19 protein-coding genes are annotated in these 19081 nt (G+C 66.7%); 12 read left to right on the forward strand and 7 right to left on the reverse strand.

What is annotated here, in order from left to right:
• The first annotated feature begins 53 nt into the window (after positions 1 to 53).
• The 4 genes from ABMC89_RS00470 to ABMC89_RS00485 are packed head-to-tail and all read left to right on the forward strand — an operon-like array spanning position 54 to position 2684.
• Complete coding sequence (locus ABMC89_RS00470; protein WP_349564088.1) at positions 54 to 533, forward strand: GNAT family N-acetyltransferase; 480 nt, start codon at positions 54 to 56, stop codon at positions 531 to 533.
• A gap of 31 nt (positions 534 to 564) precedes the next feature.
• Positions 565 to 1245: a TerB family tellurite resistance protein gene (locus tag ABMC89_RS00475; protein ID WP_349564090.1), complete on the forward strand. Its 681-nt coding sequence runs from the start codon at positions 565 to 567 to the stop codon at positions 1243 to 1245.
• 2 nt (positions 1246 to 1247) lie between these two features.
• Positions 1248 to 2273 carry an endonuclease/exonuclease/phosphatase family protein gene (locus ABMC89_RS00480; protein WP_349568478.1) on the forward strand — a complete coding sequence of 342 codons (1026 nt, stop codon included), beginning with the start codon at positions 1248 to 1250 and terminating at the stop codon, positions 2271 to 2273.
• Positions 2274 to 2309: 36 nt separating this feature from the next.
• Positions 2310 to 2684 carry a hypothetical protein gene (locus ABMC89_RS00485; protein ID WP_349564092.1) on the forward strand — a complete coding sequence of 125 codons (375 nt, stop codon included), beginning with the start codon at positions 2310 to 2312 and terminating at the stop codon, positions 2682 to 2684.
• Positions 2685 to 2696: 12 nt separating this feature from the next.
• Here ABMC89_RS00485 and ABMC89_RS00490 read toward each other — a convergent pair whose 3' ends face one another.
• The 6 genes from ABMC89_RS00490 to ABMC89_RS00515 all read right to left on the reverse strand — a co-directional run bounded on the left by ABMC89_RS00490 (position 2697) and on the right by ABMC89_RS00515 (position 9573).
• On the reverse strand, positions 2697 to 4265 hold the full coding sequence (locus ABMC89_RS00490) for a Ppx/GppA family phosphatase (protein WP_349564094.1): 1569 nt from the start codon (positions 4263 to 4265) through the stop codon (positions 2697 to 2699).
• A gap of 137 nt (positions 4266 to 4402) precedes the next feature.
• A complete protein-coding gene (locus ABMC89_RS00495) occupies positions 4403 to 6577 on the reverse strand; it encodes an RNA degradosome polyphosphate kinase (RefSeq protein ID WP_349564096.1) in 2175 nt (724 codons plus the stop codon).
• 62 nt (positions 6578 to 6639) lie between these two features.
• Positions 6640 to 7323 (reverse strand): HdaA/DnaA family protein, encoded by a 684-nt coding sequence (locus ABMC89_RS00500; protein WP_349564098.1) that lies wholly within the window; start codon positions 7321 to 7323, stop codon positions 6640 to 6642.
• Between the two features lies 1 nt (position 7324).
• Positions 7325 to 8407 (reverse strand): AI-2E family transporter, encoded by a 1083-nt coding sequence (locus tag ABMC89_RS00505; RefSeq protein WP_349564100.1) that lies wholly within the window; start codon positions 8405 to 8407, stop codon positions 7325 to 7327.
• A 51-nt stretch (positions 8408 to 8458) separates the two neighbouring features.
• Complete coding sequence (locus tag ABMC89_RS00510) at positions 8459 to 9076, reverse strand: ferric reductase-like transmembrane domain-containing protein (RefSeq protein WP_349564102.1); 618 nt, start codon at positions 9074 to 9076, stop codon at positions 8459 to 8461.
• 5 nt (positions 9077 to 9081) lie between these two features.
• Positions 9082 to 9573, reverse strand: coding sequence for a peptidase associated/transthyretin-like domain-containing protein (locus ABMC89_RS00515; protein ID WP_439655626.1), 492 nt, complete (start codon positions 9571 to 9573; stop codon positions 9082 to 9084).
• Between the two features lie 215 nt (positions 9574 to 9788).
• Between ABMC89_RS00515 and pepT the strand changes: the two genes are divergently transcribed.
• The 8 genes from pepT (at position 9789) to ABMC89_RS00555 (ending at position 18386) form a co-directional block, all read left to right on the forward strand.
• Complete coding sequence (gene pepT / locus ABMC89_RS00520) at positions 9789 to 11027, forward strand: peptidase T (RefSeq protein WP_349564104.1); 1239 nt, start codon at positions 9789 to 9791, stop codon at positions 11025 to 11027.
• Between the two features lie 176 nt (positions 11028 to 11203).
• A complete protein-coding gene (gene proS / locus ABMC89_RS00525; protein ID WP_349564106.1) occupies positions 11204 to 12556 on the forward strand; it encodes a proline--tRNA ligase in 1353 nt (450 codons plus the stop codon).
• An 84-nt stretch (positions 12557 to 12640) separates the two neighbouring features.
• A complete protein-coding gene (locus tag ABMC89_RS00530) occupies positions 12641 to 13801 on the forward strand; it encodes a PQQ-dependent sugar dehydrogenase (protein WP_439655627.1) in 1161 nt (386 codons plus the stop codon).
• 172 nt (positions 13802 to 13973) lie between these two features.
• Entirely contained in the window at positions 13974 to 14465 is a 492-nt protein-coding gene (locus ABMC89_RS00535) for an NUDIX domain-containing protein (protein ID WP_349564108.1), read from the forward strand.
• A gap of 71 nt (positions 14466 to 14536) precedes the next feature.
• Positions 14537 to 15823 carry a lipoprotein-releasing ABC transporter permease subunit gene (locus ABMC89_RS00540; protein ID WP_349564110.1) on the forward strand — a complete coding sequence of 429 codons (1287 nt, stop codon included), beginning with the start codon at positions 14537 to 14539 and terminating at the stop codon, positions 15821 to 15823.
• Complete coding sequence (locus tag ABMC89_RS00545; protein WP_349564112.1) at positions 15816 to 16499, forward strand: ABC transporter ATP-binding protein; 684 nt, start codon at positions 15816 to 15818, stop codon at positions 16497 to 16499. Before ABMC89_RS00540 ends, ABMC89_RS00545 begins: the two co-directional genes overlap by 8 nt.
• Positions 16500 to 16598: 99 nt before the next feature.
• Entirely contained in the window at positions 16599 to 17345 is a 747-nt protein-coding gene (locus ABMC89_RS00550) for a calcium-binding protein (protein ID WP_349564114.1), read from the forward strand.
• A 60-nt stretch (positions 17346 to 17405) separates the two neighbouring features.
• Positions 17406 to 18386 carry an Ldh family oxidoreductase gene (locus tag ABMC89_RS00555; RefSeq protein ID WP_349564116.1) on the forward strand — a complete coding sequence of 327 codons (981 nt, stop codon included), beginning with the start codon at positions 17406 to 17408 and terminating at the stop codon, positions 18384 to 18386.
• Between the two features lie 13 nt (positions 18387 to 18399).
• On the opposite strand, the gene ABMC89_RS00560 is transcribed toward ABMC89_RS00555, so the two are convergent.
• Entirely contained in the window at positions 18400 to 19077 is a 678-nt protein-coding gene (locus ABMC89_RS00560; RefSeq protein WP_349564118.1) for a hypothetical protein, read from the reverse strand.
• Between the last annotated feature and the right edge of the window lie 4 nt (positions 19078 to 19081).

The raw sequence follows: 19081 nt of genomic DNA on the forward strand, positions 1-19081 counted from the left end.
GAGCGGCGCTCCTCGCTGCCCGTCGGGCGCTCCTCGCGCGCGGAGCGCCTGCAGTGCTGATCCGTCCAGCCACCCCGCAGGACCTGCCCGCCGTGCAGGCCCTGTGGAACCGGATGATCGAGGAGACGCTGGCGACCTTTACCAGCGATCCCAAGACCCTGCAGGATCTGCAGGACCTGCTCGCCGCGCGGGCCGGATCGTTCCTTGTGGCCGAGGACGCGGGCGTGCAGGGCTTTGTCACATGGGGGCCGTTCCGGCCCGGTCCGGGCTACGCGCGCACCGCGGAGCATACGATCATCACCGCCACCCCCGGTCGCGGGACGGGTCGAGCGCTGCTGGAAGCGGCCTTTGACAGGGCAGCCGGCCAGGGCCTGCTGACCCTCGTGGCCGGGATCAGCGCCGAAAACCCGGCCGCCATCCGGTTTCATGCCCGATTGGGGTTTGCAGAATCCGGACGTTTACCGCAGGTAGGGCAAAAGTGGGGGCGGCGGCTGGACCTGGTCCTGATGACGCGCGCGCTTGCACCACGCTGACACCGCCGCGCCGAAGGGCTACACTACCGCCATGTCGATCTGGACACGCATATCAGAGGCGCTGTCGGCGCTGACCAAAGGGGAGGGGCTTGCAGCGGTCTTCGACCGTTTGCGCGCGCCGCCCGAACGGTCGGTCGCCTTCACCATCGCCGTGATCGCGCTGGGCGCCAAGATGGCGAAAGCCGACGGGCAGGTGACCCGCGACGAGGTCACCGCCTTTCGCGAGGTCTTCCAGATTGCCGACGCCGACGCGGCAGGGGCCGCGCGCGTGTTCAATCTGGCCCGCACGGATGTCGCCGGCTTCGACGATTACGCCCGCCGGATCAAGGACATGTTCGGCAACGACACCTCGCTGCTGACCGACCTGATGGAGGGGCTGTTCCATATCGCGATGGCCGACGGGACATATCACCCGATGGAGGATGCCTTTCTGGAAGAGGTCGCGCGGATTTTTGACCTGCAGGAGGGCGATTTCGAGAGCCTGCGCGCCCGGTTCGTGCCCAACACATCGCCCCTGCCGCATACGGTGCTGGGCATCGCGCCCAATGCGAGCCTCGACGAGGCGCGCGCCGCCTGGCGCAAGCTGGTACGCGCCAACCACCCCGACGCGCTCGCCGCGCGCGGTCTGCCGGAAGAGGCGGTGCGCCTTGCCGAGAAGCGCATGATCGACATCAACCGCGCGTGGGAGACGATCTCGGGCAAGGCGGCATGAGCCTGCGCATCGCGACCTACAACGTGGAATGGTTCGCGGCCCTTTTCGACGACGACAACCGGCTGTTCGACGATGGCGCGTGGTCGGCGCGCTGGAACATCACGCGCGGCGAGCAGACCGCCGCGCTGGGTCACGTGTTCCGCGCCCTCGACGCGGACGCGGTGATGGTGATCGAGGCCCCCGATACCAGCCGCAAACAGAACGGTGTCGCCGCACTCGTGCATTTCGCCGAAGTCTTCGGCCTGCGCGCGAGGGCCGCCGTCATGGGATTTGCCAATGACACCCAGCAGGAGATCGCGCTGCTTTACGATCCCGATGTGCTGCGCGTCCAGCACGCCCCGAACGGAAACCCCAGCGGCCCCGACGGCGCGCGCGGTGCCCCGCGTTTCGACGGGGTGCTGAGGATCGATCTGGATGTGGACGCGGTGGAGGACCAGGTGGTGTTCTCCAAACCGCCCCTGGAACTGTCGGTCGAGACGCGCGGCGGCTTTGTCTTTCACATGATCGGCGTTCATCTGAAATCGAAAGCCCCCCACGGGGCCCGCAACGAACGCGACGCCATGCGCATCGCGATCGCCAACCGCCGCAAACAGCTGGCGCAGGCGATCTGGCTGCGCCGCCGGATCGAGGCGCATCTCGACGCGGGCACGCCGCTGATGGTACTGGGCGATCTGAACGATGGTCCGGGCCTCGACAGTTTCGAGGACCTTTTCGGCCGGTCCTCGGTCGAGATCGTGCTCGGGGAGGAGGGGCCTCGCGGGCTTTATGATCCCCATGCCGCGGTGGCCCTGCGCCAGCGCGTCGGCGCGCAGCCCAGCACCTCGCGGTTCTTCATCCGGCCCGAAGGCCGGTATCTGCAAGCGCTTCTGGACTACATCATGCTCAGCCCCGATTTGCGCGCCCACAATCCGCGCTGGCGGATATTCCACCCCATGGACGATCCCGAATGCTGGACCGATCCTGTGCTGCGCGACGCGCTGATCTATGCCTCGGACCATTTTCCGGTCCTGCTGACGATCGACCTCTAGGGTAGATTCGTCGCGCGTGCGCCCTATATCAGGGGGATGAGACAGATCATTGCCGCCCTTCTTGCCCTTGCCCTCCTTGCCGCGCCTCTCCACGCGCAGGACGACCCGCCCTCGCTGATGGAGCGGGGCGCGCAGATGTTTCTCGAAGGGCTGCTCGACGAAATGTCACCGGCGATGGAAGATGTGGCGCGCCTGCTGGAAGAGGCAGGCCCGGCGCTTCAGGAGTTCGTGGCCGAGATGGGGCCGAAGCTGAAAGCCGTGCTGGACGAGGTCGAGGACTGGAGCGTCTACGAGGCCCCCGAGGTGCTGCCAAACGGCGACATCATCATCCGCCGCAAACCGCGGGCGCCGGACCTGCCGGAGGCTGGCCCCGAAGGCAGCCCCGACAGCGGGGAACCGATCGACCTCTGACGGCGGCCTGTTCTAGCGGCGCGCGGTCTTGATCACCGCCTGCGCCTCCAGCGAGGCGGCGAGCGACTGGAAACGCGCCTCGGCGACTTCGCCGAAGAGCGGCATCATGTCGGCGCTGAGCCGCAGGTGAAGCTCTTTCTTCTTGGGATACCAGCGCAATTCGCCCAGCTCGCCCAGCCGGTCCATCCACAGCATCGCCCCGAAGCGCATCGCCTTGCCGAGGATCTCGGCTTCCTGCTTGGCGCGGTCGTCGATCATTTCGATCAGATCGGCGAAACGGCTGTTCTCGCGCTTGTTGGAATAGCGGTGCAGCAGCGCCAGCCCCAGAAAGATCCGCTCGGAATGCTTGATCGCGCCCATATTGGCGCGGGTGGCATTGTCGAAACAGACCTCGGCACGGTAATCGGGGTGGGCGCGCCAGCTGACGTCGTGCAGAAGGCAGGCGGCCTTCACCAGCCTGCGGCGCTGGGGCGACGAGGATTTATAGAGCGGCAGGATGAAATTATAGAGCGTGCGCCCGAAACCCGGCGCGCGGGCGTCCTTGGCCTCGGCAAAGCGGCAGGCCTCTATCAGCGGATCGCGGTCGCGCAGGCGCTGGGGCATCTGTTCATAGAGCATGCCCTCGCGGATCCCGTAGCTGGAAATGGCGATATCCTTGGGCTTGAAGGTCTTGACCAGACGGCTGAGGACTTCGGCGGCCAGCGGCACGAGGGCGGCGCGGGCCGAGGACACACCGGCCTCGACGCGCAGCGCTTCGAGATCGGATTTCTTGATGAATTTCAGCGTCTCGCGGACGGATTCGCGGGTCATGCGGTATTCGTGCAGCACCATCAGCGGATAGCCGCGCCGCACCATGTCGATGCGTGCGATGGCCCGCCATGAGCCGCCCACGAGAAACAGCCGGTCGCGCTGCTTGCCCATCCGCTCGGCCAGATCCTGCATCGTCTGCTTGATCAGCGCATCGCGGGCCTTGGCGCCGCCCTTGATGTCGCGCAGCTTGAGCGGGCCCAGCCCCGATGTCACCCGGCGCCCGACCCGCCCGCCGGAGATTTCGGCCAGCTCCATCGACGAGCCGCCGATGTCGCAGACCAGCCCGAAAGCCCCCGGCCAGCCCAGCAGCACCCCCTGCGCCGACAGCCGGGCCTCTTCCTCGCCGTCGATCACCCAGATGCGCAGGCCGGTCTCGCGGCGCACTTCCTCGCAAAAGGCGGGGCCGTCGCTGGCGTCGCGCACGGCGGCGGTGGCCACGACGCTGAGTTCCGACAGGCCCATACCGTCGGCGAGCTTCTTGAACCGGCGCATGGCCGATAGCGCGCGGACCCGCCCCTCGGGCGACAGATGGCCGGTTTCGGCCATACCCGCACCAAGCGCGCACATGATCTTTTCGTTGTAGAAATAGGCCGGCGACCGCGCGGCCCCGTCGAAAACCACCATCCGGACCGAGTTCGAGCCGACATCGACAACACCCACGCGGCGGAGCTTGCGCGCGCCGGGATCCTCGAACAGAGGTTTGCCGAACAACCCCAGATCGGCAACGCCGGTTTCGGGCACCTCAGGGGCTGATGGCGATTGAGTGGTCATGCAGGCTCCGGTCACGGTGTCGGGTGAAACTGGCCCACGGCGGGCCCGAGGTCAATGCCGCGCGGCCCGTTCCGTAGGGGCCAAGCGGCGCTCTTCATTGGCTTTCAGCCGTTCATCGCTCGGGCGGCCGGACGCGGTCAGTCCTCTGTATGGGTCAGCTTCGGGACATCCGACGCCCCGGCGGATCCGCGCCCCGACAGGGACGGGTTTTCCATGAAGAACCGGTGGCAGTTGAACGCGAACTGCCCTTCGGGCAGGGGCGGGCGGGTGCAGCTTCCGTCCGGCGCCATGACCCAGCTTTGCGCCACATCCGCAAGATTGGCGGCCATGATCTGGCTGGTGATCTGCGCCTGCACCGTGGCATTGCCGATCTCGACCAGCGTTTCCACCCGCCGGTTCAGATTGCGCCCCATCCAGTCCGCGGAGGAGATGAACACCCGCGCCTTCTTGTGTGGCAGGCCGTGACCGTTGCCGAAACACACGATCCGCGAATGTTCGAGAAACCGGCCGACGATGGATTTCACGCGGATGTTATCGGACAGGCCGCGCACGCCGGGGCGCAGCCCGCAAATGCCACGGATCACGAGGCTGATCTGCACGCCTGCCTGGCTGGCGGCGTAGAGCGCGTCGATCACCTCGGCGTCGACGAGCGCGTTCATCTTGGCCCAGATCACCGCAGGCTTGCCGTTGCGCGCGTGCTCGGCCTCGGCTGCGATCATCTCCAGAAGGCGCGGCTTCAGCGTGATGGGGGAGATCGCCAGATTGTCCAGCCCGTCGGGCGGCGCGTAGCCGGAGAGGAAGTTGAACACCTTGGTCGCGTCGCGCCCCAGTTTGCGGTCGATGGTGAACAGCGACAGATCCGTATAGATCCGCGCCGTAATGGGGTGGTAATTGCCGGTCCCGTAATGGGTATAGGTCACCAGCTCGTCACCCTCGCGGCGCACCACGGTCGAGATCTTCGCGTGCGTCTTGAGGTCGATGAAGCCGTAGACCACATGGGCGCCCGCCCGCTCCAGCCGCCGCGACTGGCGGATGTTGGCGGCCTCGTCGAAACGCGCCTTCAGCTCGACCAGCGCGGTCACCGATTTTCCGTCTTCCGCCGCCTCGCACAGCGCCTCGACGATGGGGCTGTCGCGTGAGGTCCGGTAGAGCGTCTGCTTGATCGCCACCACATTGGGATCCCGCGCCGCCTGTTGCAAGAAACGCACCACCATATCGAATGTCTCGTAGGGGTGGTGGAGCAGCATGTCCTTCTGGCGGATCGCGGCGAACATATCGCCGTCGTGGTCGGTGATGCGTTCGGGAATGCGCGGCGTGAAGACCGGCCACAGCAGATCGGGCCGCTCGTCGGTGACCAGCTGCGCCAGATCGTCGATGCCGATCATGCCGTCGATCTCGATCACATCCTGCGGTTTGGTGCCAAGCTCTTCCATGACCACGCGCATCAGCTTCTCGGGGGCACCCGCCGAATGGGTCATGCGCACGACCTCGCCGCGGCGGCGGCGTTTCAGCGCCACCTCGAATTCGCGGACCAGATCCTCGGCCTCGTCCTCGACTTCCAGATCGCTGTCGCGCAGCACGCGGAATTCGAAATGCGCCTTCAGCTTGTAGCCCGGAAACAGGTCCGGGATCTTCAGCACCAGCAGATCCTCCAGCGGCAGATAGCGGCGGCACCCGTCCGGCGCGGGCAGACGCACGAAGCGGTCGATTTGCGCGGGGATCGGCAGCAGCGCCTGCAGGGGGCGCTTGTCGCGGGTCCGCTCAAGCTGCATCGCGATGGCAAAGCCGGTGTTGGGGATGAAGGGGAAGGGATGCGCGGGGTCGATCGCCAGGGGCGAGAGCACCGCGAAGACCCGGTTCAGAAACACGTCGTCCAGCGCGTCGAGATCCTCCTTGGACAGGTCGTCCGGTCCTTCGAGCATGATGTCCTGCGCGTCCATCTCGCGCAGCAGGTCCACCAGCACGCGCTGTTGCGACATCATCAGCGCACGTGCGTTTTCGTTGATCAGCACCAGTTGTTCTGCGGGGGTCAGCCCGTCGGCGGCAGGGGTGGTGTTGCCGGCTTGCGCAAGCTCGCGCAGGCCCGCAACGCGCACGGTGTAGAATTCATCGAGGTTGTCTGCAGAGATCGACAGGAACCGCAGCCGCTCCAGCAGCGGCACGCGCTGGTTCTCCGCCTCTTCCAGCACCCGCCAGTTGAACCCCAGCCAGCTGAGTTCGCGGTTCTGGAACCGGCCCGGCCCTTGAAGGTCGAGACCGGGCAGGTCCACGGCATCGGGAAAGGGGGCGTCAAGAAAGTCTGCGTTGCTCATGGGGCGTCCATCGCTGAGGGATGTAACAGGCGTGTGACATCCGCGCTGTCAGGCAAGGGGCACTATCGCGCAGAGCCGCCCAGTTTGTCCAGAACCTCGGCCGCGAGCGCCCGGGTGACGGGGCGTTTGCGCGCAAGACTATGGGCATCCAGCGCCTCGATCACCTCGGTTGCGGCGGCAAAGGAACGGTCGATGCGGCGCAGCAGGTAGGGCACCAGATCGGCGGGAGGCGTCAGCTGCCGGTCGGCCAGAAGCTTGACCAGCAGCGCGGCCAGCAGCGCGTCGTCGGGGGCGGCGATGCTGGCCTCCAGCGTGCCGCGCATCCGGCTTTGCAGGTCCGGCAGGCCCAGATCCCAATGCGCCGCACTGCCGGTGCCGGTCAGCAGCAGCGGGTGGCCGTTGGCGAGGGTCAGGTTGTGCAGGTGGAACAGGGCGGTCTGGGCGGCGTCGTCGCGCGCGATCAGCGGTACGTTCTCGACCGCGACCGGCCCGTCGGCCAAGGCGGGCACATCCGCATCGCCCAGTGTCGCGGCCTCAACGATCCGCGCGCCGGTGGCATCGGCCCAGACGTGGACCAGATGGGTCTTGCCCGCGCCTTCGGGGCCGCTCAGCACCAGTTTGCCCGAGGTCCAGTTGCGCCAGTTCTCGATCATCGCGACGGCCATGGCATTGCACGGCGCGACAAGAAAATCGTCCCGCCCCCGTGCGGTGCGCACGGGAAGATCAAGGCCCAGTTGTTCGGCCATGTTACTCTCCGGTCTGGGTCTGGTCGGCGGTGATGTCGGTGCCGCGATAGAGGAGGCTCTGCTGGTAGCGTTCGACGATGAAACGCGCGATCACGCCGATGGCAGCCGCCAGCGGCACCGCGACCAGCATGCCCACGAAGCCGAACAGCGTGCCGAATACCGACAGCGACAGGATCAGCCAGACCGGGTGCAGCCCCACGCTGTCGCCCACCAGCTTGGGCGTCAGGACGTTGCCCTCGACGACCTGACCCAGCACGAAGATACCGCCGACCATGCCGATGGAGACCCAGTCCCCCCAGAACTGGAACAACGCCAGCCCCAGCGCCAGCGCGCCGCCGATCAGCGCGCCGAGATAGGGAATGAAGGTGACCAGACCGGCGATGAACCCGACAACGAGGCCGAAATTCAGCCCCACCAGCATCAGCGCGATGGCGTAATAGCTCCCCAGGATCAGGCACACCGTGCCCATCCCGCGGATGAACGATGCAAGCGTCTGGTCGATGTCCCGTGCCAGACGGCGGATCGTCGGCGCATGATCGCGCGGCAGCATCGTGTCGATCTTTGCCACCATCCGGTCCCAGTCGAGCAGCATGTAGACCGCCACGACAGGCACGATCACGAACAGCATGATCACGTTGATCAGCCCCGCGGCCGAACTGAGCGCGGTATTCAGAAGCTCGCCGCCGCGTTCCTGCACCACTGTCCCCAGCGAGGTGATGGAATTGCGCAGCGTCGATCCCTCGATCAGGATCGACGGAAAGCGTTCGGTCAGGAAATTGCCCAGACGGCGGGTGACGTCGGGGGCGATCTCGAACAGGTTGATCGCCTGTCCCACCAGCGTCGGCACCACCAGCAGCGCCATCAGCACGAAGATCACCACCGCGATGATGGTGATCACAGCGGTCGCCAAGGCACGGCTGAGGCCGAGCCGTTCCAGCCGGTCGGCGACAGGATCGAGGAAATAGGCCACCGCGCTGCCCAGCACGAAAGGCAACAGCACGTCGCCCATGAACCACAGCAGCACGAGGAAGAATGCGGCCACAAGGCCCCAGTATTTCAGCTGGTCTCGGATCGGCAGGCCCATGGCGAACTCCACATAGAGGGTCCCGCTACATCGCCCATGGCGGGTATCGTTTCAAGGGGCAAGGCGCGTGGGGCCTGTTTTGAACAGACCGCGAAAGAGCATCGTCCAGAGGGCCACGGCGACCACGCCCGCGCAGAGCAGCGCTTTCGTGACCGGCTCCATCGTGCCCTCGATCTGCAAGGCGTGGACCACGCTGCCCGCCACGATCACGAGGCCCAGCGTGTTGTGCAGCACCCGCCAGACCCGTGTGGCGATCCAGCGCCGCGCCGCCGCCAGCAGCGCTGTGGCGATCACCGCCACCAGCGCCAGAACGCCCCAGACCGAAAAGGGCGTGGGCGACACCAGAAGCAGCGCGTCCAGCGTGTCGGGCGGGCTGGTCAGGTACAGGCCGCCGATATGCAGTGCGACACCCAGCACGATCAGTCGCCCGACGCCCAGATGCCACCGCCGCGCGCGTGCCGGGCGCAGGCCGGGCAGGGCGCGCCGCGCCAGCAGCGGCTGGAGCAGCAGCAGCGCCAGCGCCGCGATGCCGCCGAAACCGGCAACGACATATGGCGCGTCGCGGTAGGCAAGGTAGGGGCTGAAGGCGGCCAACCCCAGCGGCACCGCCATCGCAAGGACGACGGCGCCCCAGAGGGCCGCCGCGCGCGGGGAAGGGCGGGCCGGCACCGGCGTCAGGCGGGGGCCAGAACGAAATCCGCGCTCAGCCGTGTGTCGCTGGGCGAGGGCATGACGGGGCGCAGGAAGACGGTCTCGTACCCGGGATCGTCATAGGCCAGATGCGCGTGGGGCTGGCCGAAATTCGGCACGATCTGCTCCATCTCCAGCCGGTAGCGGCCCTGCGCATCGGTCAGCACCGATCCGTGGTTGCGCGGCTCGCGCTCCCCGCCCAGCGTGGTTGCGGCCCAGATCTGGATGCGCACGCCCTCCAGCGGTGCGCCGTCGGTGGACCGGCGCACCAGACCGGACATCTCGAAACCCGATCCGAGGCGGTCCACCAGCGGCGCACCGGGGCGGTAGTTGTTGGCCCCGCCGCGCATGGTCTGTGTGGGCGCCAGTGCGCCGGAGGCATGCGCCAGATGTGGCAGGCCGCCCGCGTAGAAAGCCGAGACGAGCCCCGCGCCAATCAGGAAACCGCGGCGGTTGTATGTAGGTGTCTTGAGCATTTGCGTATCCTTCCGGTTGCGCCGCATTCCACGGCGAAGAGGTGAAGTCTGCGGTATGATCGCCGCAACCCGCGCGGATGTGTACGTTGCAGATCGACGCATCTGCGAAAAACCGCCGATGTGCCGGGAGGCACGGTGCGCGCGGGCGGCGCAAGCGGTGGTTGACACCGGACGGGACATTCCCACCTTTGGCACAGAGCGCAAAGGAGACCCACATGCGAACCCCCTTCGACACGGAACTGCAAGACCGCCTGATGCGCTATGCCGCCGTCGACACCCAGAGCAACGCGCAGAGCGCCAGCCAGCCAAGCACCGCGCGCCAGCTCGATCTCAGCCGGATGCTGGTGGACGAACTGGAGGCGATGGGCGCATCGGATGTGCGGCTGACCGACTACGGCGTGGTGCTTGCCACCGTGCCCGCCACGACCGAGGGGCCGACAATCGGGCTCTGTGCCCATGTCGATACCGCGCCGCAATATAATGCGACCGGGGTCAGGCCACGGCTGATCGAGGGCTACAACGGCGGCGACATCAGCTTTCCCGACGCGCCGGATCTGCGGCTCGGCGCCGATATCTCGCCGCATCTGGCCGACTGCGTGGGCCACGACATCATCACCGCCTCCGGCACGACGCTGCTGGGGGCCGACGACAAGGCGGGGGTGGCGATCATCATGACCGCCGCGCGCCACCTGCTGGAGACTCCCGATATCCCCCACGGCGAGCTGCGCATCGCCTTCACCCCGGACGAGGAAATTGGGCGCGGCGTGGACGAACGGCTGCCGCGCGACATGGCCTGCGATTTTGCCTATACCTTCGACGGCGCGAGCCCCGGCGAGGTGGAATACGAGACCTTCTCGGCCGATGGCGCCGTGGTGACGGTCACGGGCGTGTCGATCCATCCCGGCTGGGCGAAGGACAAGCTGGTCAACGCGCTGCATCTGGCCGCCCGCATCGTGAACACGCTGCCGCAGGCCACGATGACACCGGAAACCACCAGCGGCGACGAAGGGTTTCTGCACGTCACCGACCTGTCGGGGGACGCGGCGCAGGCGCGCATCGGCCTGATCCTGCGCGATTTCGAACGCGAGGGGCTGGCCGAGAAGGGGGCGCTCTTGCAAAAGGTCTGCGACGCCGTCGCCGCCACCGAGCCGCGCGCGCGGATCCTGTGCGAGATCACCCCGCAGTACCGCAACATGCGCTACTGGCTCGAAAAGGACATGACGCCGGTGCATCTGGCGCAGGAGGCCGTGCGCGAGACTGGCCTTGCGCCACGCTCGGTGCCGATCCGCGGCGGCACCGACGGGTCGCGCCTGACGGAGATGGGGCTGCCCTGTCCCAACATCTTTACCGGCATGCAGGAAATCCACGGCCCGCTCGAGTGGGTGTCGGTGCAGGACATGGGGGCCGCGACGCGGGTGGCCCTGACGCTGGTAGAGCGCGCGGCGCGGAGCTGAGCGCTGCGGGCCGCGCGGGCGCGCGGACGAATTGAGAGGGCGAGGGGCCAGCCCCTCGCGCTCCCCGGAGTTTAGCCGGCAAAATGGAGAAAACCGCCCCGTCCCGCGGCGTGATGGTGATTGTCATGGCACGGGCTTTGGCTTAGGCAGCGGGTAACTGTTTCAAGGAGTGAGCCATGCGGCTGAGCCGATATTTTCTGCCCGTTTTGAAAGAGACGCCTTCGGAGGCACAGGTCGTGTCGCACCGCTACATGCTGCGGGCCGGGATGATCAAGCAGAACGCGGCGGGGATCTATTCCTGGCTGCCCCTGGGGTTCAAGGTGCTGCGCAAGCTGGAAAATATCGTCCACGAGGAGCAGATCCGCGCGGGCCACATCCCGATGCTGATGCCGACCCTGCAATCTGCCGATCTTTGGAAGGAATCGGGGCGCTATGACGCCTACGGCCCGGAGATGCTGCGCATCCGCGACCGGCAGGACCGCGACATGCTCTATGGTCCGACCAACGAGGAGATGATCACCGACATTTTCCGCAGCCATGTGGGATCCTACAAGGATCTGCCGATGACGCTCTATCATATCCAGTGGAAATTCCGCGACGAAATGCGTCCGCGCTTCGGCGTCATGCGCGGGCGCGAGTTCTTCATGAAGGACGGCTATAATTTCGACCTGACGAAGGAAGACGCGCTGCACGCCTACAACCGCCATCTGGTCAGCTATCTGCGCACCTTCGAACGCATGGGCCTTCAGGCGATCCCGATGCGGGCCGACAGCGGCCCGATCGGCGGCGATGACACGCACGAGTTCCTGGTGCTCGCCGAGACCGGCGAGTCGGAAGTCTTCTATGACAGCGCCGTGACGGACCTGAAATTCGGCGACCGCGACATCGACTATGACGATGAGGCCCAATGCGCGGGGGTGATGGAGGAATTCACCAGCAAATACGCGCGCACCGACGAGACCCACGACGAGGCGCTTTTCGCGCAGGTGCCCGAAGACCGCCGCCGCGTGGCGCGCGGTATCGAGGTCGGGCAGATCTTCTATTTCGGGACCAAGTATTCCGACGCGATGGGCGCCACCGTGCAGGGGCCCGACGGCAAGGTCGTCCCCGTCCACATGGGCAGCCACGGCATCGGCGTCAGCCGTCTGGTGGGCGCGATCATCGAGGCGAGCCATGACGACAAGGGCATCATCTGGCCGGAGGGGGTCACGCCTTTCCACTGCGGGATCGTCAACCTCAAACAGGGGGACGCCGAGGCGGATGCCGCCTGTCAGAGCCTCTACGACAGCATCACGGCGCTGGGTCTGGAGCCGCTCTATGACGACCGCGACGAGCGTGCGGGTGGCAAGTTCGCCACCATGGACCTGATCGGCCTGCCGTGGCGGATCACCGTCGGTCCGCGCGGCCTGAAGAACGGGGTCGTCGAACTGACCTGCCGCCGCACCGGCGAGAGCGAGGAGCTGCCCCCCCGCGAGGCCGTGGCGCGGATCGCCGAGATCTATGCCGGAATGGAGGTGCGTGGGCTCTAGTCCGCGCATCGCGCCGCGCGGGGCTGGACAGCGCCGCTGACTGCACCAGTTTTTCTACCACGACCGTAGGAGAGGAGACTGGTGATGAAATGGATGATCCCGCTGACAGCCGCCCTGTTCGGGGCGAGCGCTGCCTGCGCGCAACCTGTCGAACAGGGCGCGAAGAACGCACCGCAATTCACCCCTGCTTGGGACACGCAGACCCGCGCGCCTGCCTCTGACAGCGGTGTGACGCTGGCGGTGAGTGAGCTTGCCACCGGGCTCGACACGCCCTGGGGTGTCGCGGTGCTGCCCGAGGGGGGGTACCTGATTACCGAGCGGCCCGGACAGTTGCGCCTGTTGCAGGGCGGCGCGCTGGGCGATCCGATCGGCGGCGTGCCCGACGTGCTGGCCCAGCGGCAGGGCGGGCTGCTGGACGTGGCGCTGGCCCCCGATTTCGCGCAGAGCCGCGTGATCTATCTGACCTACGCCAAGCCGATGGACGGCAACCGGTCGGCCACCGCCGCCGCCCGCGCGCGGCTGAGCGAGGACGGCACCATGCTGACCGAGGTGTCGGACATCTTCGTGCAGGATCCGCCGTCGCCCAATGCCATGCACTACGGCGCGCGCGTGATCCCCATGGCCGATGTCGTCTATGTCACCACGGGCGAGCATTTCACGCAGGCCGAGCGCCAGTTCGCACAGGACAGCGACAAGACCTACGGCAAGGTCGTGCGGGTTTTGCCGGAGGGCGGGGCGGCGCCGGGCAATCCATTCGGCAACGAGGTCTGGACACTGGGTCACCGCAACGTGCAGGGCGCGGATATCCGCGCCGACGGGACGTTGTGGACGCTGGAACACGGGCCCGCGGGCGGTGACGAGTTGAACCTGATCGAGCGTGGCGCGAATTATGGCTGGCCGGTGGTCAGCTACGGCATCAACTACGGCGGATCGCCGGTCGGATCGGGCGAAGCCCGCGCCGAAGGCTTTACCGAACCGCGCTATTACTGGGATCCGGTGATCGCGCCGGGCGGCTTTGCCTTTTACGAGGGTGATATGTTCGCCGGGTGGCAGGGCGATGTTCTTGCCGCCTCGCTCAACCCCGGCGGGCTTGTGCGGCTGGAGCTCGACGGTGATCGCGTGGTGGGCGAGGAACGTTTCTTCGACGGAGAGATGCGCGTGCGAGATGTCGAGATCGACCGCGACGGCGCGATCCTGATCCTCGACGGTGCGGGGGGGCGGCTGTTGCGACTGACGCCGGGCTGACCGGGGGCTTTGGCGCGCAAGCTTGTATCCCGGGGGGCGTCCGTGTCATGTGGCGGCGATACCGCAAGGCTGACGACAGGACAGATGGAATGAAACCGACCGCGCAGGCCATATCCGTCCGACCGGCGCGCGCACCACGCTGCAGGGGTGCTGCGCTACGGGCGGCGCACCGATGAGTTTCGAGGACAGCTATCTGGGCCGCCTGCGCCGCTTTGTCGGGTCCGATACGCTGATGAGCGGCGGCGTGCGCCTGCTGGTCGAGGACAATGAGGGCCGGTTCCTGACGATCCGGCGCGCCGATGACGGAAAATGGGGGCTGCCGGCGGGCGCGATGGAACTGAGCGAAAGCCTGATGGACGCCGCCGCGCGCGAGCTTTTCGAGGAAACGAACCTGCGCCTTCACGACCCGGTCGCCTTCGGCCTCTGTTCGGATCCGGCGACAGAGACCCACGAATATCCCAACGGGGACCGGGTGCAATATATCTCGCTTCTGGTGCACAGCGGTGTCGACGATACCGCGCCCCTTGCCAACGACGGCGAAGCGCGCGCGCTGCGCTTTCACAGCCTTGCCGAAATCTCGGCACTCGATTTCACCGAAGCCGAGCGGCCCGCCTTCGACCACTGGAAGCGGTTTTGCGCCACGGGGATCTTCCAGATCGCCTGAGCGTGGCGCGCGCCCTTGACCCCACCTGCGCCAGACGCCACGTTGCGCGCCAGAGCAGAACAGGAAATCCGATGTCAGCCCGCACCGCCCCCTTTGCCCCGTTCGAATGGATGATCGCGTGGCGATACCTGCGGGCGCGCCGCGCCGAGGGCGGGGTCAGCACGATGACGTGGATCAGCCTGATCGGGATCACGCTGGCCGTGTTCGCGCTGATCGCGACACTGGCGGTGCGGTCCGGGTTCCGGGCCGAATTCGTCGATACCATTCTTGGCGCGAATGCGCATATCACCGTCTATGACATGGGCACCGTTCAGCCCAACGGTGCCGTCGACCGGTCGATCCTCGACTATGACGCGCTCGCGGCAGAGGTGGCACAGGTGCCCGGCGTCACCCGCGTGGCTCCTCTGGTGCGGGGACAGGTCATGGCGTCCTTCCGGGGGGACAATGCAGGGGTCGAGGTCTACGGCATCGCCCCCGAAGACCTGCTGACCATCCCGCGGATTGCCAACCCCGATGCGTCCTCGGGCGATATTAACCGCTTTGCCGAAGGCATCGCAATCGGATCAGGTGTCGCGCGCGAGCTTGGCGCGCAGGTGGGCGATCTGATCAAGATCATCTCGCCGGACGGGGTCAAGACGGCCTTCGGCACCAGCCCGCGCGTCAACGCCTATGAGGTCGTCTATATCTTCACCGCCGGGCGCTACGACATCGACCGCACCCGCGCCTATCTGCCCCTGACCGAGGCGCAGTCCTATTTCAACCGCGAAGGCGCCGCGAGCGAGCTGGAAGTCATGGTCGACGATCCCGACAATGTCGACGCGATCGGGATGCGCATCCTGTCGGTGGCGGGGGACACGGGACTGATCTGGACGTGGCGCGATGCGTCTTCGGGGTTCCTCAGCGCGCTGGATATCGAGGACAACGTGATGTTCGTGATCCTGTCGATCCTCGTTCTGATCGCGGCGATGAACATCGTCTCGGGGCTGATCATGCTGGTCAAGAACAAGGGCCGCGACATCGGGATCCTGCGCACCATGGGCCTGAGCGAAGGATCGGTGCTGCGCGTGTTCTTCATCTGCGGGGCCTTCACCGGTCTGATCGGCACGGCGCTGGGCGTGGTGCTGGGCTGTCTTTTCGCGCTCTATGTCGACCAGATTTTCGGCATCGTGAACTGGTTGTCGGGCGGCAACGCCTGGGATCCGTCGATCCGTGGCATCTATTTCCTGCCCGCGAAGCTGGAACTCGGCGATGTGCTGTCGGCGGTGGCGCTGTCGCTGGGGCTGTCGTTCATCGTCACCATCTTTCCCGCCCGCCGTGCGGCGCGCATGAACCCTGTCGAGGCGCTGCGCTATGAATGATCCCGTCCTGCGCCTGAAAGGCATCACCAAGGCATATAACCACGGCACCCCCGCCGAGGTGACGGTCCTGCGCGGCATCGACCTCGAGATCGCCGCGGGCGAAGTCGTGGCACTGGTCGCGCCCTCGGGGGCGGGCAAATCCACGTTGCTGCATATCGCGGGGCTTCTGGATACGCCCGATGCGGGCACGGTCGAGATCGCGGGCGCCGACCTGACAGGCGCGCGCGACGGCCAGCGCACGGGCGTGCGGCGGCGCGATGTGGGTTTCATCTACCAGTTCCACCACCTGCTGCCCGAATTCTCGGCGCTGGAGAATATCGTGCTGCCCCAGCTTGCCAATGGCGTGCCCAAGGCACAGGCCGAGGACCGCGCCCGCGCGCTTCTTGACGAGGTGGGCGTGGCCCCCCGGGCGTCGCACCGCCCCGCGGCGCTGTCGGGCGGCGAACAGCAGCGCGTCGCCTTCTGCCGCGCACTGGCGAACGGCCCGCGCCTTCTGCTCGCGGACGAGCCGACCGGCAACCTCGATCCCGCGACCTCCGATACCGTGTTCGGCGCCTTGATGGCGCTGGTGCGCGGCACCGGCCTGTCGGCGCTGATCGCCACCCACAATCTCGAGCTTGCCGCACGGATGGACCGCCAGATCCGGCTGGACCAGGGCCTGCTGGTGCAAGGCTGAAGAGGCGTCTTCTGCCGGAAATCAACGCCCTGTTTCCATCTTCACGCCACATTCCGGGCGCATCCTGTCCGCAGGCAGAATAAGTTAACAGGCAGAACCATGTCCCCCTTGATCGTCTTGCTTCTTGCGTCCCTCGGGCCGCTCATGGTCGGCTTTCTCGATGTCAGCAGCGACCCCGAAACCGACGATGAAGAAACCGATGACACCGCCCGCGAGGACACCAGCGATCCGGTCGAGATCGTCGATGTGGTCAGTTTCATCGAAAACGCCCGTACATTCTCGGTGGAAGACGGCGAAGCCATCGGCACCCGTGGCGGCGATGGGTCGGATCTGTTCGACACGCCGCTTGACCAGCGCGTGGCCCACGACGCATCGGGCGGAGAGGACACGCTCATCGGGTCTAACGGGGCCGACACGCTCGTCGGCGGTGAAGGCAGCGATACGATTTCGGGCGGTGACGGCGACGATGCCCTGTTTGGCGGCCACAACCGCCAGACCCGCCCCGACGATGACGACGCGGATACGATCTTTGGCGAAGAGGGCGACGACACGCTCTTCCTCGGCAACGGCGATATCGGCAGCGGCGGGGCCGGCAACGATGTCTTCGCCATGGTCGCCGACGCGGACGAAACCGTGACGATCACCGATTTCGACCCCGCCGAAGACGCGCTCGCCATCGAGGTCGAAGACCCCGAGGCAGAGACCGTCACGGACCAGCAAGTGGACGAGGAAGGGTTGTCCGTCCGCCTCTCGACGGGGCTGACCCTGCGCCTGACCGGCCTTGGCGAACCGCTCTCCGAAGACAGCTTCCAATTCGTGCGGGCCGATCCGATCGCCGACGCATGATTGCTTGACCGAACCGGTTTCCGGTGCTCCTTTACGTAGATTGACGTTTGGGAAGTGCCGATGCCGCGAATATCTCTCGACACGATCGAAAAAACCGTGCGCCGCGCTCTCAGGGCGCATGGCGCCGACGAGTTTCCCGCAGCCGAAGTCGCGCGTGCGGTGCGTCAGGCCGAGGGCCTCGGGAACAAGATCTGCGGGCTCTATTACGTCGAAAGCTACTGTCAGCAATTGCTCAGCGGGCGGGTGGATGGCACCGTATCGCCCGACGTGCGGACGGTGCGGCCGGCGGCGGTGCAGGTGGACGCGGGCTTCGGTTTTGCGCAGCCCGCCTTTGCCCACGGGCTGCCGGTGGCGCTCGATGCCGCGCGGCAATACGGGGTGTCGACACTTGCCGTCATGCACGCCCATACCTGTACCGCGCTGGGCTATTTCACCGAACAAATCGCCGCTTCGGGCATGATCGGGATCGGTTTTACCAACGCCACGCCCATCGTCGCACCGCCGGGCGGCAAGACGCGGATGATCGGCACCAATCCCATGGCCTTTGCGGTGCCCGACGGGCGCGGCGGGCTGGCCATGCAGTTCGACCAGTCCACCACCACCGTGGCTTTGGGCAAGATCACCATGGCCCAGGCCGCCGGAGAGGCGATCCCGGAAGGCTGGGCGCTGGACGCGCGGGGAAATCCCACCACCAACCCGGCCAGCGCGCTGAAGGGCTCGCTCGTCTCCGTGGGCGGGCACAAGGGCTGGGGGCTGGGCCTGATGGTCGAGGTGCTTGCCGCCGCGATGACGGGATCGCTGATGTCGCACGATGTGAAGCCCCTGAAGGCTCCCGAAGGCGCGCCGCATGATCTGGGCCAGTATTACCTGATCATCGATCCCGCCGTGCAGCCGGATTTCCGCGAGCGGATGGAGGCGCTGGCATCGCTTGTGGCACAGGACGCGGGCGCCCGCCTGCCGGGCCGCAACCGCACCCTTTGCGACCCTGTCGAGGTGGCCGAAGACGTCTGGCGCACCATTCTGGCACTGTCCGAGCGCTGAGGCGCGCAGCCGCTCAGGTGCAGATGTTTTCCAGATCCACACCGTCCCACGGCAGACCGACGTCATAGGCCGGGCTCTGCGGCAGGGGGGCCACCGGCATCGCCTGACGGACCAGCGCGTGCAGCCTTTGCGTGCGGGCGCCCTGCGGGTTCAGCGCGCGGCAACAGACCAGCTCCTCGACGATGGAGCCTTGCTGTTCATACCCGAAATCGAGGAACCGCCGGTCTTCCAGCTCGAAGAGGTAGGGATCGTCGCCGGGGTTATGCTCGGACGCGGCGCGCAGCGGGGTATAGCCGGTGACGGCCCGGTTCTGCCACTGCCAGATATGCGTCAGCTCGTGGCTCAGCAGCATCGCGGCCACCAGTCCGATCCGGTCGGGATAGTCGGGCAGGTAATCCTCCAGAAACCAGTCGCGGTCGAACAGCACGCGGTTCCACAGCGCCATCGCGGCGGGCTTCGAGGTCACGATCTTTTCCTCCTCCACCGGCGGAAAGATCAGCTCGCGGCAGGTGGTGCGTGGGCGCGGTTTGCGCCGGAATGTCACCGCGCGGGTCGGTGCGCCCTCGACCAGCCGCACCGCGTCGAGGTCCAGCGTATCGCCGTGGATACCGCGTGCGAAGGCCCGCTCGCTGTCGGTCAGCGGACGGCCACAGGCGGCGAGAAACAGCAGGATCAGAAGGGCAAATCGCATGGGG

Origin of the sequence: Sulfitobacter sp. HNIBRBA3233, assembly GCF_040149665.1 — a bacterium.
GTDB lineage: Bacteria > Pseudomonadota > Alphaproteobacteria > Rhodobacterales > Rhodobacteraceae > Sulfitobacter > Sulfitobacter marinivivus.

Excerpts from the sequence above, each read along its gene's own strand:
- ABMC89_RS00530 (WP_439655627.1), top strand. The coding sequence starts at position 12,641 with ATGAAATGGATGATCCCGCTGACAGCCGCCCTGTTCGGGGCGAGCGCT.
- ABMC89_RS00550 (WP_349564114.1), top strand. The coding sequence starts at position 16,599 with ATGTCCCCCTTGATCGTCTTGCTTCTTGCGTCCCTCGGGCCGCTCATG.
- ABMC89_RS00555 (WP_349564116.1), top strand. The coding sequence starts at position 17,406 with ATGCCGCGAATATCTCTCGACACGATCGAAAAAACCGTGCGCCGCGCT.
- proS (WP_349564106.1), top strand. The coding sequence starts at position 11,204 with ATGCGGCTGAGCCGATATTTTCTGCCCGTTTTGAAAGAGACGCCTTCG.
- ABMC89_RS00540 (WP_349564110.1), top strand. The coding sequence starts at position 14,537 with ATGTCAGCCCGCACCGCCCCCTTTGCCCCGTTCGAATGGATGATCGCG.
- ABMC89_RS00500 (WP_349564098.1), bottom strand. The coding sequence starts at position 7,323 with ATGGCCGAACAACTGGGCCTTGATCTTCCCGTGCGCACCGCACGGGGG.
- ABMC89_RS00490 (WP_349564094.1), bottom strand. The coding sequence starts at position 4,265 with ATGACCACTCAATCGCCATCAGCCCCTGAGGTGCCCGAAACCGGCGTT.
- ABMC89_RS00485 (WP_349564092.1), top strand. The coding sequence starts at position 2,310 with ATGAGACAGATCATTGCCGCCCTTCTTGCCCTTGCCCTCCTTGCCGCG.
- ABMC89_RS00560 (WP_349564118.1), bottom strand. The coding sequence starts at position 19,077 with ATGCGATTTGCCCTTCTGATCCTGCTGTTTCTCGCCGCCTGTGGCCGT.
- ABMC89_RS00545 (WP_349564112.1), top strand. The coding sequence starts at position 15,816 with ATGAATGATCCCGTCCTGCGCCTGAAAGGCATCACCAAGGCATATAAC.
- ABMC89_RS00535 (WP_349564108.1), top strand. The coding sequence starts at position 13,974 with ATGAGTTTCGAGGACAGCTATCTGGGCCGCCTGCGCCGCTTTGTCGGG.
- ABMC89_RS00475 (WP_349564090.1), top strand. The coding sequence starts at position 565 with ATGTCGATCTGGACACGCATATCAGAGGCGCTGTCGGCGCTGACCAAA.
- ABMC89_RS00505 (WP_349564100.1), bottom strand. The coding sequence starts at position 8,407 with ATGGGCCTGCCGATCCGAGACCAGCTGAAATACTGGGGCCTTGTGGCC.
- ABMC89_RS00495 (WP_349564096.1), bottom strand. The coding sequence starts at position 6,577 with ATGAGCAACGCAGACTTTCTTGACGCCCCCTTTCCCGATGCCGTGGAC.
- ABMC89_RS00515 (WP_439655626.1), bottom strand. The coding sequence starts at position 9,573 with ATGCTCAAGACACCTACATACAACCGCCGCGGTTTCCTGATTGGCGCG.
- pepT (WP_349564104.1), top strand. The coding sequence starts at position 9,789 with ATGCGAACCCCCTTCGACACGGAACTGCAAGACCGCCTGATGCGCTAT.